At 44.3% G+C, this 14,072-nt stretch carries 12 protein-coding genes; 6 read left to right on the forward strand and 6 right to left on the reverse strand.

Going from position 1 to position 14,072, the window contains the following annotated elements:
- Window positions 1-510 precede the first annotated feature (510 nt).
- Window positions 511-750, forward strand: coding sequence for a hypothetical protein (locus ED312_RS09140; protein WP_123215702.1), 240 nt, complete (start codon window positions 511-513; stop codon window positions 748-750).
- 237 nt (window positions 751-987) lie between these two features.
- Here ED312_RS09140 and ED312_RS09145 read toward each other — a convergent pair whose 3' ends face one another.
- A complete protein-coding gene (locus tag ED312_RS09145) occupies window positions 988-1,902 on the reverse strand; it encodes a bestrophin family protein (protein WP_123215703.1) in 915 nt (304 codons plus the stop codon).
- A gap of 396 nt (window positions 1,903-2,298) precedes the next feature.
- Entirely contained in the window at window positions 2,299-3,462 is a 1,164-nt protein-coding gene (locus ED312_RS09155; RefSeq protein WP_123215705.1) for an MFS transporter, read from the reverse strand.
- A gap of 397 nt (window positions 3,463-3,859) precedes the next feature.
- Here ED312_RS09155 and ED312_RS09160 point away from each other — a divergent pair, with 397 nt between their 5' ends.
- On the forward strand, window positions 3,860-5,269 hold the full coding sequence (locus tag ED312_RS09160) for an MATE family efflux transporter (RefSeq protein WP_123215706.1): 1,410 nt from the start codon (window positions 3,860-3,862) through the stop codon (window positions 5,267-5,269).
- Between the two features lie 199 nt (window positions 5,270-5,468).
- On the forward strand, window positions 5,469-6,875 hold the full coding sequence (gene lpdA, locus ED312_RS09165; protein ID WP_123215707.1) for a dihydrolipoyl dehydrogenase: 1,407 nt from the start codon (window positions 5,469-5,471) through the stop codon (window positions 6,873-6,875).
- Between the two features lie 85 nt (window positions 6,876-6,960).
- Here the strand turns inward: lpdA and ED312_RS09170 are convergent, their stop codons facing one another.
- Both ED312_RS09170 and ED312_RS09175 read right to left on the reverse strand, forming a co-directional pair.
- On the reverse strand, window positions 6,961-7,725 hold the full coding sequence (locus tag ED312_RS09170; RefSeq protein ID WP_123215708.1) for a DUF2189 domain-containing protein: 765 nt from the start codon (window positions 7,723-7,725) through the stop codon (window positions 6,961-6,963).
- A gap of 129 nt (window positions 7,726-7,854) precedes the next feature.
- Complete coding sequence (locus tag ED312_RS09175) at window positions 7,855-8,991, reverse strand: heparan-alpha-glucosaminide N-acetyltransferase domain-containing protein (RefSeq protein ID WP_123215709.1); 1,137 nt, start codon at window positions 8,989-8,991, stop codon at window positions 7,855-7,857.
- A 449-nt stretch (window positions 8,992-9,440) separates the two neighbouring features.
- Here ED312_RS09175 and ED312_RS09180 point away from each other — a divergent pair, with 449 nt between their 5' ends.
- Complete coding sequence (locus ED312_RS09180) at window positions 9,441-9,977, forward strand: NADPH-dependent FMN reductase (protein WP_123215710.1); 537 nt, start codon at window positions 9,441-9,443, stop codon at window positions 9,975-9,977.
- 19 nt (window positions 9,978-9,996) lie between these two features.
- Here ED312_RS09180 and ED312_RS09185 read toward each other — a convergent pair whose 3' ends face one another.
- Window positions 9,997-10,743, reverse strand: coding sequence for an arylamine N-acetyltransferase family protein (locus tag ED312_RS09185; protein WP_123215711.1), 747 nt, complete (start codon window positions 10,741-10,743; stop codon window positions 9,997-9,999).
- 98 nt (window positions 10,744-10,841) lie between these two features.
- On the opposite strand from ED312_RS09185, the gene ED312_RS09190 reads away from it, so the two are divergent.
- Together ED312_RS09190 and mgrA are read left to right on the forward strand one after the other, a co-directional pair.
- The gene (locus tag ED312_RS09190) at window positions 10,842-11,252 is read left to right on the forward strand and encodes a Dabb family protein (protein ID WP_123215712.1); all 411 of its coding nucleotides are present in this window, start codon (window positions 10,842-10,844) and stop codon (window positions 11,250-11,252) included.
- Window positions 11,253-11,395: 143 nt separating this feature from the next.
- Window positions 11,396-12,415: an L-glyceraldehyde 3-phosphate reductase gene (mgrA, locus tag ED312_RS09195; protein ID WP_123215713.1), complete on the forward strand. Its 1,020-nt coding sequence runs from the start codon at window positions 11,396-11,398 to the stop codon at window positions 12,413-12,415.
- Between the two features lie 100 nt (window positions 12,416-12,515).
- Here mgrA and ED312_RS09200 read toward each other — a convergent pair whose 3' ends face one another.
- On the reverse strand, window positions 12,516-14,030 hold the full coding sequence (locus ED312_RS09200; protein ID WP_123215714.1) for an AsmA family protein: 1,515 nt from the start codon (window positions 14,028-14,030) through the stop codon (window positions 12,516-12,518).
- Window positions 14,031-14,072: the final 42 nt, after the last annotated feature.

The raw sequence follows: 14,072 nt of genomic DNA on the forward strand, positions 1-14,072 counted from the left end.
TTTGAACAGATTGATAGTCAACTAACGAAAGGGCAATTTCCTTACCTGCCGGAAAGGCAGGAATGCTTATAAAAAAACTACGGGTCCGTAGACCTCTCAACTGTGGAATAAATACTATAACCGTATAAAACAAACTTTCCCGCCCCGGTTTCACCGGTAATAATGGTAAGTCCCTATCAAAACGAACCCTGAGGTCGTCGATGAGCGCTCGTAGAAGCACAACGGTTTTCGTCCTGGATTCTCAGGAAACTATCCGCACATACGTCGCTAATCAGCTCAAAACTAAAAAAATATATAATTAAAAATCGCAAACTGCAAGGTTTGTGCAGGGAATAATAGTAACTTTACGAGTACTTACCCCCGGATTTTGGATTTGAACTATTGTAAATCATACCCAAAACAACCATTTACACCCCATACTACCCCACATTATATTCAGGATTTGAACAGTTTTGTAACGATCAGAACTGCTTTGAATTATAATCATTCATTAACTAAAACCTTTTAATTATGAAAACTTTAGAAAGTTATGGTGTTCAGGAGATGAACGTTGCTGAATTATGTGAAACAGACGGGGGGATCACATTCGATCAAGCTTATCACGACTTCCAGCAAGGTGGAGCACACCTGGGCTTGGGTGCCGCAATGCTCGTTTCGGGAGCCTGGGCTGGTATTGCATTGACACCCGCACTTATCTTTAATTCTTTGGGAGTTGGCAGCCTGCTTGGAGGGCTGAACCTTAACCTCTGATTTTAAACAGAGAAACAGGAGTCCTAAGTCCGTAAGGAACAGGGCGCAAATTTAAACGGGTCTATTACTGAAGATCCGGAAGGAAAGTTAAGTTAATATTTTAAGAGCATTGTAAATGCAAGGTCAAGGCCGTCTGATGTTACAGGCGGCCTTGTTTACGTTCCGTTGATGGTTCTCTACTGTATATCACAATGCGCATTTAAAAGCTGTTTTTCCTGGCATCCCCTTAAGTTCCCTTTACATCAGGTAAAAACTCTTCTCCGGTTTAATCGTTTCCGGGACATCCGTTTCGTTCAGCATTTGCCGGAGGTTTATTTCTATAGTCCGGGCAATGGAGGTCACCGGAGTATCCGTTGGCAGATTTTCAAAAGGGTCCTGGAGGTAAATAGCCGTTTTTTCGATGAGAAAAAAGGCTATGGCCACAGTAATGACCAGAGGAATCTGTATAAAACCGAGATCATCTACCAGTGCAAAAGGCAAAAGAAGGATGAACAGGTATAGAATTAGGTGAACGATCAGGCTATAGGTAGCAGGGAACACCGTATTTTTAATACGCTCCGCTTTTCCCATAGAATCACAAAGCCTTTTCAGGGTTTCGTCAATTTGAACCTGTTGATAGGAATTGACCCATCCTTTCCGGAAGGCCTTTTTAAGGTCTGCCATATGTAATTGCAGCAGGGCATTAGGTATATTGTCCTGTTTGCCCACCTGTTCCAGTTCTTCTTTAGATAGAAATGGCCTGGCATCCTTCAAAGGCTCCTGTTTGCGGAGCGATCGCCCCAGCGCATAGCACCATGCCATTTGCCGGTACGTCATTTTCCGTATCAATACGGAAGCTTCCCCGGCATCCTCCCCCTCTATACGTATAAAACCGAGAAGTTGCCTGGTCAGCGTACGTGAATCGTTGACAATGGCCCCCCAGATAATGCGTGCTTCCCACCATCGGTTATACGATTGCCCCGTACGGAAAGTCAAGATAAGCGAAATGGCCGTACCCAGAATGGTAGGGATGGCCAGGGGAATAGCAATGCCGCCAACATGGAGAAGTTCGTCGGCAATACCGATAATTACGGATAATAAGGTAACAAAAAGGATCTCGGAACGCGTTTTCCTGAAGAGAAACTTCAGGGGGATCTTATTGTTCAGTAGCATAAAATGGGTTTTCTTACAAAGTAAACAGGCTTTAAATTAATCTTTTTTTGCGGATTATCTGTCGTTAAGCTTTATTTTTCTTACCCAGCCCCCCTTCACCGGAGACAGATACCCATATCTGAAGAAAGAAATACCAGGCTTCGTTTTCATATCCATGGCCTATATTGCTGTTTTCTTAACGGATATTCCGACCCCTGTAAACAATATTCTTGCGTCCGTAAATAATATTCTTGTGTCTGTGAACAGTATTCGGGTACTCATGAACAATATTTTTGCATCCGTGAACAATATTCCGGTATCTACGGATGATATTTCTATATTTATACGTGCAGTTTTTCTCTCTGTTTATTATATAGCCTCACCTTAAAGTCTTAAAATTAAGGTTCCGATATACTTTTAATGCGTTGTATTATCGGGTTTACGCAGGATTCCCCTTCCGCTATAGGAAAGTACGGCGATCATGGCCCCTACAAAAGCGATAAGCAAGAAAGAAGCCCGGAGATTGAGGTGTTCGGCAATAAAACCGATAACGGGGGGACCGAATAAAAAACCGAAATAGGCAATCGTGGAAACCAGGGCGAGAGATATACCCGGAGGAAAATTCTTGGACCTTCCTGCCATAGAGAAGGAGAGAGGTATGACGGAAGAAGTACCTGCGCCGACCAGTAAAAACCCGACCGTAGCAAAAATCACGGAAGGAAAGAGCACGGAAAGCAATAGCCCGAAAAATATCAATATGCCACTGAACTGAAGCAGCATCACCGCACCGAAACGTTGGGTAAAATGGTCCGCTACAAAACGTCCCGTAGCCATGGTGCTCATAAAGGCAATATAGCCCAGGGTGACAAGTCCGGCATCTACATTCACAACTTTGTCAAAATAAACTCCGCTCCAGTCAAACATACAGCCTTCGCACATCATCCCGCAAAAAGCTATGGCCCCGATGCGTAATAACAGTTTGTCGGGTTTCTTTAATACGAGCCCTTTACTGTCTCCCGTGTTTACATCTTCCGTAAGCATATTGCGGTAGGCAAAGAAGATAATGAGCAGGCTTACACAGCCTATAGCGAGGAAGTGGAAAAGAGGGTTGATGCTCAGGTCTATCATCCCTGCACCAATGGCCCCGCCGACAAACCCGGCCAGGCTCCATAAACCGTGGAAAGAAGCCATAATCGTTTTTCCGTAATGAAATTCCACACCTACAGCCTGGGTGTTGACTGAAATATTGATGAGGTTACCTACCAATCCGAAGAGAGCAACGGCGCCCAGCAAAGCAATTTTGGTCTCGGCGAGTCCGAGTAACGGCAATACACATCCGTAAAGTATGGCAGAGATAACAGCTACCTTACGACTGCCGAAACGATGTACCAGCCATCCCGCCAGAGGAAGGGCAGCAAGGGACCCCGCGGGAAGCCCGAGCAGGAGTCCGCCCAGTTCACCTTCCGTAAGATGTAGCTTGTTCTTTATGTCCGGGATACGGCTGGCCCAGCTGGCAAAGCAAATACCGCTAAGGAAAAAAACTGCACTTACGGCTACTCTTCTTTTAAGGTTGATGTTCATGGTTTGTTAGTTTTTTAGTTCTTAGTTGAGGAGTTCAGAATCCTACTCCCGTATCCTTAAAAGGGGTTGTTTTTATGAGAGTTACTCTTCCCCCTCGAGAGGATACAGGGATTGCCTTCCCCGAAACTCCGGACCTCCCGGGCTCCTAACTAATCCTCCGCAAAGTTCATAAAAATATTCCCTGTCTTAAACCCGTATTTTGTTAAAACAAAAAAAACTTAGATGTATTTAAAAAAAAGTATTTAATATTGCAGCATTATGAGCACTTCGAAATTATATTAACAAGATGACAAAGCCGATCTGGATACAGACCGATATTTTGTCTTGGTAGGCATACTTCTTCGCTTACCCTTTTTTTGTTTTAAATTTTTTGTCAGACCATGTAATTTCGGAAACGATGCGTTCATATTCCAATAATACTTTAGGAAAGTTTTTTAGCAACCTCAAGACCGCCCTTACGGGTAAGGAAACGGATTTTACCAGCGGAAGCATCCGCAAGGCCATTTTTATGCTGGCCATTCCCATGATCCTCGAGATGATGATGGAATCGGTTTTTGCTTTGGTAGACATTATCTACTTGTCCAGGGTAAGTGTTAATGCCGTAGCCACCGTGGGGCTCACGGAGTCGGTAATTACCCTTTTATATGCGGTGGCAATAGGTTTGAGTATGGCCGCTACTGCGGTAATAGCCCGCAGGGTAGGAGAAAAGAATGTTAAAGGGGCTAAGGAAACTGCCGTACAGGCTATTGTTCTCGGGGTAATAATTTCTATTGTTGTAGGAGTTATCGGGGTTTTATATCCCAGAGAAATCCTTACCATGATGGGAGGAGAGGCGGACCTTATTGAAGAAGGTTTCGGATACACACAGATACTGATAGGAGGTAATATCACCATATTCCTGCTTTTCCTTATCAATGCCATTTTCCGTGGCGCCGGGGATGCATCTATTGCAATGTGGGCCCTGGCCTTGTCCAACGGACTCAATATTATCCTCGATCCGTTGTTTATATTCGGGTGGGGCCCTGTGCCTGCTTATGGCGTGGAAGGGGCGGCTATAGCTACTACCATAGGAAGGGGAGTAGCGGTGCTCTTCCAGGTGTGGATATTGTTTTACGGATGGAGCAGGATAAAACTGCAGGTTTCGGACTGGGTACTAAGGGGACAGGTAATGTGGAACCTGGTAAAAGTATCTTTGGGAGGTATAGGGCAGTTTCTTATCGGTACATCCAGCTGGGTGATACTCATGCGTATTATGTCCGAATTCGGCAGTGAGGTACTTGCCGGCTATACGATTTCTATCCGGGTAATGATGTTTACCATGATGCCTTCATGGGGGATGAGTAATGCCGCGGCGACACTGGTAGGGCAGAACCTGGGAGCCGGTCAGCCGGAACGGGCGGAAAAGTCTGTCTGGAAGACCGGGAAGTACAATGCTTTCTTTATGCTAACCGTTTCCCTGATATATCTTCTCTTTGCCAGATATATCATAGGTTGGTTCAGTGATGATGCGGATGTTATCAAATACGGGAGCCTCAGTTTACAGGTGGTGGCAGCAGGGTATATTTTTTACGCTTATGGTATGGTAGTTACCCAGGCTTTCAACGGGGCGGGAGATACCAGAACACCTACCATTATCAATTTCTTCTGTTTCTGGGTTTTTCAGCTGCCTTTTGCCTATCTGGCAGCTATGGTGTTCCATTGGGGGCCGGTAGGCGTATATCTGGGCATAACGATTGCAGAAACCCTGATTGCCGTTATAGCATTGTTATGGTTTAAAAAAGGAAACTGGAAAACGGTAAAAGTATAAATATCATAGGGGGCAATATCCGTAAAGGCAGATACGGCGGATATGTTACCCCGTATGATCTGTGCCCGGCTAATATCTCACTTCACCGGAGTATCTTGTGACAAAAGAGAGAATACCTGTATTACAGGGACGATGCTTAGCAAAACATTTGTATTTTTGTGTTTATTAAGTTTAAAAATACATTTTCAAAAAACATATTATGAGTTCATACGATGTAGCCGTTATCGGCTCAGGTCCGGGCGGGTATGTTGCAGCTATCCGCTGCGCACAGCTCGGGATGAAAACCGCGATCATTGAAAAATATTCCACCCTTGGGGGAACCTGTCTGAATGTAGGGTGTATTCCTTCCAAGGCACTGCTGGACTCTTCGCATCACTATGATGATGCCGTAAGACATTTTGAGGAGCACGGTATCGAAATTCCGGGAGAAGTAAAAGTCAACCTGGAAAAGATGATAAACCGCAAGCAATCTGTGGTGGACCAGACCTGTTCGGGGGTGAAATTCCTGATGGACAAAAATAAAATTGATGTATATGAAGGAGTGGGAAGTTTTGCAGACAGTACACACATCAATATTAAAAAGACAGATGGCAGCGAAGAAAAGATAGAAGCCAGGAATACCATTATAGCTACCGGTTCCAAACCTTCTACACTTCCTTTTATAGAAATAGATAAAGAAAGGGTAATTACTTCCACCGAAGCATTGAAACTGAAAGAAGTGCCCAAACACCTGGTAATTATAGGTGGTGGTGTTATTGGCCTGGAACTCGGGCAAGTATATAAACGGCTGGGAGCTGAAGTATCTGTAGTGGAGTTTATGGACAGGATCATCCCGGGAATGGATGGCGCCCTTTCCAAAGAACTCACTAAGGTCCTGAAAAAACAAGGCTTTAAGTTCTACACCGGTCACAAAGTAAAAGAAGTGACCAGAGATGGAAAGAAAGTAACGGTAAAGGCAGACGACAAAAAAGGTAAGGAAGTAGTTCTGGAAGGGGACTACTGCCTGGTTTCCGTAGGACGCCGTCCCTATACCGACGGACTGAATGCCGAAGCTGCCGGAGTAAAGCTGAATGAACGGGGACAGGTTGAAGTGAATGACCACCTGCAGACCAGTACTTCCAATATCTATGCTATTGGTGACGTCATCAAAGGAGCGATGCTTGCCCATAAGGCAGAAGAAGAAGGTGTGTTTGTAGCGGAAACCCTGGCCGGACAGAAACCGCATATCGATTATAACCTGATCCCCGGCGTTGTGTATACCTGGCCCGAAGTTGCCGCTGTAGGTAAAACCGAAGAACAGCTTAAAGAAGCCGGAGTAGATTATAAAGTAGGCCAGTTCCCTATGCGTGCATTGGGAAGGTCCAGGGCCAGTATGGATACCGACGGCTTCGTAAAGATACTTGCAGATGCTGCTACGGATGAAGTATTGGGTATACATATGATAGGCGCCCGTATGGCCGACCTTATTGCCGAAGGAGTAACCGCCATGGAATACAGGGCTAGTGCGGAAGATATTTCCCGTATGAGCCATGCCCATCCCACCTATGCCGAAGCAGTTAAGGAAGCAGCCCTTGCCGCTACCGATAACAGGGCATTGCACGTGTAGTACAAAGGATACTGTTATAAAAAGCGAAGACCCCGAAACTAATTTCGGGGTCTTCGCTTTTTATAGCTATAGATTTCAGTACCGGTCAGTCCAGCGGAGTGCCGATTTCGTCAATTTCATCCTGACTGTCCAACGGAATGATATGGGTATAAATAGTATAATACATAGAGTACATAAACGGAAGGGTAAACAGAATACCTATACAAAGGGCAATCAGCCCTATTATGATGGCCAGACCGGTAACAATGAGTAGTCCCAGGAGAACAAGAGGTTGTTTTGAGACGAGCTGAATACTTTTTTGAATAGCATCTACAGCTTTCAGATCGGCAAAAATGATTAACGGAATGGTCAGGAATGTAAAAAAGGAAATCGCATATGACACTATAGCCCCGATAAAAGGGAATAATGATACCAGAGCTCCGGCCAGCCCGAGTATGAATGCGGCCAGGAACAATTCTTTAAAATATTTCCCTTTATAATAGTCAAAAGCGGTGGATATGGAAAAATCCTTTCCGGTCTCTGCCAGATGTGCCATCTGTATAAGGCCGGCACTTACAGGTGATAGAACGGCACTGATACCGGCAATGGCTATTACATAGAACAGGATAGTCAGAAAAGAAGAATTCAGGTTAATCTGGAATAAGGTCTCCGAGAAGTTACCGATTCCGAACAAACCGGAACTTAAAGCTGTGATGAGAACTGCTAAAATAGCAACTACAATAAGCAGGACAACCCCCGCCTGCAGGGCAATTTTCTTGTAGTTCCCGAAAGCTTTTTCAAAGACGGGACTAAAATCCATGCTGTACCCTTTTTGAAGTACATCGTTTAATCGTTCTTGGGCAGTATTCATTTCAAATAGTATTGGTTTTGATCAGGATTATTTTAAACCAAGATAAGATTTTTAACCCGTTATCCGTTTATTTTTGAGGGAAGATATCGAAAAACACAAAAACTTAGTTAATAAACCTGCGAAAGGAATCTAATTTTTAATGATGCTGAGTGCAGAGAGGATCTTTCCTTTCAATCTTACCAGAAAAGTTGTGGCTTCCCCGTAGTTTTGGTTAAATGCCATAACAAACTCCTTCCTCAGAACAGCTGTTTTTTCTTCTATGGCAGGTTTTATCTTATTGTACAGGAAAGACAGCCAGGTAACAGTTATCATAAACAGTATGGCCCCAGGTATGGCTATATAGGGAGGCAGGGAGTGATGGAACGGCTGGTACAGGCCCAGGCCGAAAAAGCTGGCATATAATATGGTGTAGTGTATTACATATATCGAAAGCGTATTTTGCCCTATGCTGATAATGGTCCCGGAAGTAAGTACGTCCCGGAGAAGCATAAAAACAGCAAAAAATACAAGGACATTCCCCAACCTGGAAAAAAGTTCGAAATTCAATGAAGAAAAAGGGAACAGGGCAATGAGGATGCCCCCTACGGCAAGAGATAACGTTATGGCTACGGGATATAAGTTCTTTTTCTCCTTGTAAATACTGAACAGGGTAGCCATAAAAGCCCCGAAAGAGGCATAACCGAACCATGGGAAAATGGTAAATACCGAGCCATTCGTTTTCGTTATAAAATTGGCGAGGAACTTCGGTAAAAAGCCGAAATCCCACGCTGAATACCAGGGGTAAGTACAGAAAAGTAATAAAGTGCTTCCGCCGAGTAAAAGGGGCATGACATACTTTTTGCGGTCATAGGACAACAGGTAGATACCTACCAGCAGCAAAATGGAGAGTCCTATACAGTGCAGTACATCTATTTTATAAAAGTTATCATATATCTCTCCCTTTAAAAGAAAACCGGGAAAATCCAGTCGAAGGATATACCCCAGCCCTATAAGCATCAATCCTCTTTTTATTCCCTTTTTTACCCGCGGATTGGCACGGCCGGCATCTTTATTGCGTATGAGGAGATACATAAAAATAAATCCGGCCACAGTGAAGAATACAGGAGCCGTAATCCCCCGGTTGTACTTCCACAGGGCAAAGGCCGCATTAGTAGTGTCCCGGAATTGAGGAGCGAGCAAACCGTCTATAAAATGGCCTTGTAACATCATTAAAATGGCCCAGGCACGCATGGCATCGATAAAATATAGACGGGAGCTGTTCTTCATATAAACATTTTTAATAAGTATATACTGTTAAAACCATGACTTTGGATCATTTTGCCGGCAAAAATATATAAAACGGATGTTTTCTTTATACCGGATATAAAAAAACGGGACAATAGCGTGTTAGTGTAAGGAAACTTGCTATTGCCGCGATGGAAACGAACAAAACATGAGAAGTCTTTGTAGCCGGGTAAATTATCTTTTATGGGGCCTAATGCACATTAAACGCTACACTTTTGTGGTGTAGTCGGCCCCGGGAAATCGGTATCCCCGATCCCTATATAAATGTGTGGAGCGGGGTATTAAGTTTTCCCGTGTATGCTTCGCGTCCCAATATTCCATCGGGACGCCCTGAAATTGACTGCCAGCTGTATCTTTTATAATAAAAATAGTATTTTGCAGTATATTAGGTTAAAATTTTCTTTTCCGAAAAATCTTAAAACAATATATCTATGGCATCTATCCTGGCTTTTGCAGGAAGCAATTCTTCCACATCCATCAATTATGAACTAGTGAAATACACGGTTTCCAAAATAAAGAATATTCCTGTCCGGCAGTTGAATATGGCCCATTATCCTTTTCCGATGTACAGTGAAGACCTGGAGCGCGAAAAGGGTTTTTCCAATTCTCTGGTAGAACTGAGCAAGGATATAAAAAAATCGGCCGGGCTCATTATTTCCGTCAATGAACATAACGGCAACCCGTCCGCCTATTTCAAGAATCTCATCGACTGGCTTTCCAGGCTCGACCGCCAGTTTATGGACGGTAAAAAAGTACTTTTAATGAGTACGTCACCGGGAAGGGCAGGAGGAGAGCATTCCCTGACAAAGATACAGGACACGATACCGCGGTTCGGGGCGGAAATAGTGGCTACGTTCTCGCTGCCTTCTTTCGGCAGGAACTTTTCCACGGAAGATAAAAAGATAACGGACAACGGGCTGAGGGAGGAACACCAGGAGGCCCTGGACAGGTTTTTAAAAGAGGTGTAGGTGCCTTTTAGGAGGAGTGCTATGCGACCACAATACCAAACAGTTCGTCCAGCTTTTGGTCGAATCCGGATTCGTCGGTAATGGGTATCTCGTTGATATCCCCATTTTTCTTGATCGTCAGTTTGTTATCGGTAAGGGTTATCCTTCCGTTTTCCGTAGGTACGGATATCAGTTTGTTGCGGGTAAAAGGCGATTCGCTGCTGGTTTGATGGTAACGGCACATTCCGGAGAATTCACTGTATTCCCGGGGGATATTCTCAAAGATGTATTTGGGTACTTCATGCCCGGCATTGTCTTTTATATTGACAATAAATTCACCTTTGTTTCCCGGCCTGATAACAAAAGCACCTCTGGCGTCCTGCTGTACAACACCGTATTCTGTTCTTAACGGGGCAAAAGCAAATTCCCCGAAGCCCACATCCGCCAGGTATTCCGTCCCATCCACAAGTACAATCACAGCGAGGTGGTCGTATTCCGGGCCGAACTGCCCTTTTTTGCCATCATAGACCCGTGCGGATATCCTCTTGGCCGTAAAGCCGGAAGCACGGAGTAATTGCAGGAACAGTTCATTGAGTTCGTAGCAGAACCCGCCTCTCTTGCGATGGATGATTTTTTGAAAAATATTTTCTGTGTCCAGCCGGATCGGAATTCCGTAATGGATATCCAGGTTTTCAAAAGGTATGTGCAGCAGGTGCCGTAATGCAGGGAAACCGGGTTTTGAAACCGTAGCACAACCGATCCGGTTTAAATAAGCCTGTATATTCATCTTTTATTTGGAAAACTGCGCTTTTTAAAACAATTTTACGATCTTCATGCCGGTTATAACCCGGAAGAAGTTTTATAAAAATACATAAACCCGACCATATGAAAAGAAGAAACTTTGTTAAAACGGCAACTGCTGCCGTAGCTGTGAGTACCGTAGCCCCGGCACTCGCAACTTCAGTAACAGGGGAAAAGGCCTCCGATAAAGTAGTGAACCATTATGTATTGTTCTGGTTAAAGAAGGACCTTACGGAACAACAGGTGGAAGAGTTTACAGGCTTTTTTAAGATGCTGCGTACCGTACCGGGCATACGCAAGTTCTATTACGGTAAACCTGCCGGCAGCAAACCCCGTGACGTAGTGGATAACAGTTTTACGTATAACCTCATGATACAGTTCGACACCCTGGAAGAACTGGAAGTTTACGGCGTACATCCCATACATATGGATGCCATAGAAAAATACAGCCACTTCTGGGAAAAGGTGACAGTACACGATTCGGTGCTAGGGTAATTGTCTTTTTACCTGCCGTTGTGGTCTATTGCACCCTTATTATTGGTTTTTAAGCAACAGCAGAACAGCTAACTGTAGTACGGTGGGTTCTGCCGGGCTGTTTTACGCTGTAATAATCGACTATTAAATCTTAATTGTATACTATGCATATAAACGATACCTACCCTTTACCTACTTATACTGCAGGTGAAAACCGTTATGACCTCATGCAATATCGCCGATGCGGGCAAAGCGGTATTCAACTGCCGTTACTTTCTTTAGGGTTATGGCACAATTTCGGGGATACCAACGATTTTACCCAGGCAAGGACCATTTTAAGAACAGCCTTTGACCTGGGGATTTGCCATTTTGACCTGGCGAACAACTATGGTCCGCCCTATGGTTCTGCCGAGGAAAACTTCGGGCGTATTTTTAAAAAGGATTTTGCTCCCTACAGGGACGAGCTTTTAATTTCCAGCAAGGCAGGTTGGGATATGTGGCCGGGACCATACGGTAATTTCGGTTCCAGGAAGTACCTGATAGCCAGCTGTGACCAGAGCTTAAAACGAATGGGGCTGGATTATGTAGATATTTTCTATCACCACCGTCCCGATCCGGAAACACCGCTGGAAGAAACGATGGGGGCCCTGGACCAATTGGTACGCCAGGGGAAAGCACTGTATGTGGGCGTTTCCCAGTACAATGCGGAAGATACGGCCAGGGCTGCCGGGATACTGAAGGAGCTGGGAACCCCTTTCCTGATCCATCAGCCAAGATACAGTATGCTGGACCGATGGGTGGAAGAAGACGGGTTGCTGGATACCCTGCAGGAAACAGGTATAGGCTCTATTGTCTTTTCTCCTTTGGCACAAGGGGTATTGACCGACAAATATTTAAAGGGAGTCCCGGGAGATTCGCGTGCAGGAAAGGACGGCAGGTATTTGCAGGCCAGCCACATTACCCGGGAAGTTGTGGCAAAAGTTACCGCGCTCAACGCTATTGCCCTGAAACGTAACCAGTCCCTGGCACAGATGGCCATCGCCTGGTTATTAAAAGATAAACGTGTAACCAGTGTGTTGATCGGGGTGAGCAAGGCGGAGCAATTGAGAGATAATGTTGCGGCATTGGACAACCTGAATTTTACAACTGCCGAACTGGAAGAGATCGAAGCGATTTTAAAATAAATTTTTCGGACATATCCGTTTCTACGGTATTACTGCAGGCACAGGTTTTCTTATAAATACCTGTGCTTGCCTGTAATAAGCAACTGTTTTTTCCGAAAGGCTAAAGGATAGTTTTGGCGAGCCCGGCTTCTATGCACGACCAGAAATAATTCCAGAAGGACTTTGTTTTATCTCTTTCCACTTCTTCTATATGTTCGGCAACCTGTTCTCCTTTATCTCCTTTTTTGACAAATATATTGGCCACCCAGCTTAGAAAGCCACTTTTTTCCTTCCCGTCTTTTTTGAGCACTTCCACCGTGAAATCTTCATGATCTATTTGAAAATCTCCGTTAGCCACATTATTATTTCCTTTATAATTGAAATAAACTTCATCAACAGTTCCTTCGGTCTTTATATTAAAAGCGGGAATAAAAAAGGAATTGATAGACTGTTGCGGAATATCGAAGCCTTTACCACTGATTCGAAAAACATCCTCATGGTCATTAATCCGGAACTCCCAGTGCACGGACAGGGGAGATTGTCCCATGAACCGGGATTCAATATCAATTTCCGTAACCGGAAAATCTTTGCGGTCCTGGTCTATGTTGGTAATGTTTCTTATGGTGGCATTTAATTTGCTGAAATAGACTTCTCCCGGATCGCGGTCTTTTTTTATAAGTTCCTGGTAGTTGATATTGGCGTTTTTAAGCAATACGCTGTCGATATCCAGATCGATGTTTAAATCGCGAAGCATTTTGCTGTAAAGCGGTTTTTCTCTATGGTCATCGGTAACGGTTTTGTCCCTGTAGATATCAAAATCAATACCGCGAAGCACTATTTCGGGAGCTTCAAATAAAGGCTTGTCACGATTCAATTGCAGTTGGTATTGCGGAATGGACAGGGTGTCCAGTTTCAGATGCATCAGGTCTTTTTCATACGGAATAACCCGTACATAGTTGTGCCGGGTATATTTGGGGAGTAACTCAATGGTATTTATGTCCACAGCGTTTTCCGTAACCTGTATATGCCCTGCCTTTACTTCCTGCAATTCGTTTAAATCATACCACAGATCCGAAATCTCCAGGGAAAATTCCTTATAGGTAGCCGGAACCTTTTTTTGCAGTGTTTCCCGGTTTACCGTTATATGGTGTATATCCAGGTTGTACTCGGCCACATGGAGGACCTGCGAAGTATCTTTCGTGTAGGTCATGCTTCCTTCTTCTATGATAAGCCGTTTTACTTTTATTTCCTTGCCGAAAGAAGTTTTTTCCTGTTCTTTTTTAATGGCTTTGGCTGTATCGGCATCTGATGCTTTGGTTATACTGATGTGAGGATGGTCCACCAGAAGTTGCCGGACGGAAATCTCGTCATAAACAAGGTAACGCCAGTAACTGAACCCTTTTAACCGGATCCGGCCGGCATCTGCCGCCTGGCGACCTTTTTGAAAACTTACCTGGTTAAAGGTTACATTTCCCTGTAGCAGTGACAGGCTGAAGTTTTGGTATTTCAGATTTCCCTTGTCCACCTGTTCATTGAGAAACTGTTCCAGTTTGCGGTGGGCAACGGCATTTAAAATGAAATAAGCCCCGATGGCGAGGCCAAGTAAAACAAGTATGGTTATGTATATTTTTTTCAAGCAGGTTTATCTTATGTTGACATGGATTCAGCCTTTTTCATG

Source organism: Sinomicrobium pectinilyticum (assembly GCF_003725735.1).
GTDB classification, from domain to species: Bacteria; Bacteroidota; Bacteroidia; order Flavobacteriales; family Flavobacteriaceae; genus Sinomicrobium; species Sinomicrobium pectinilyticum.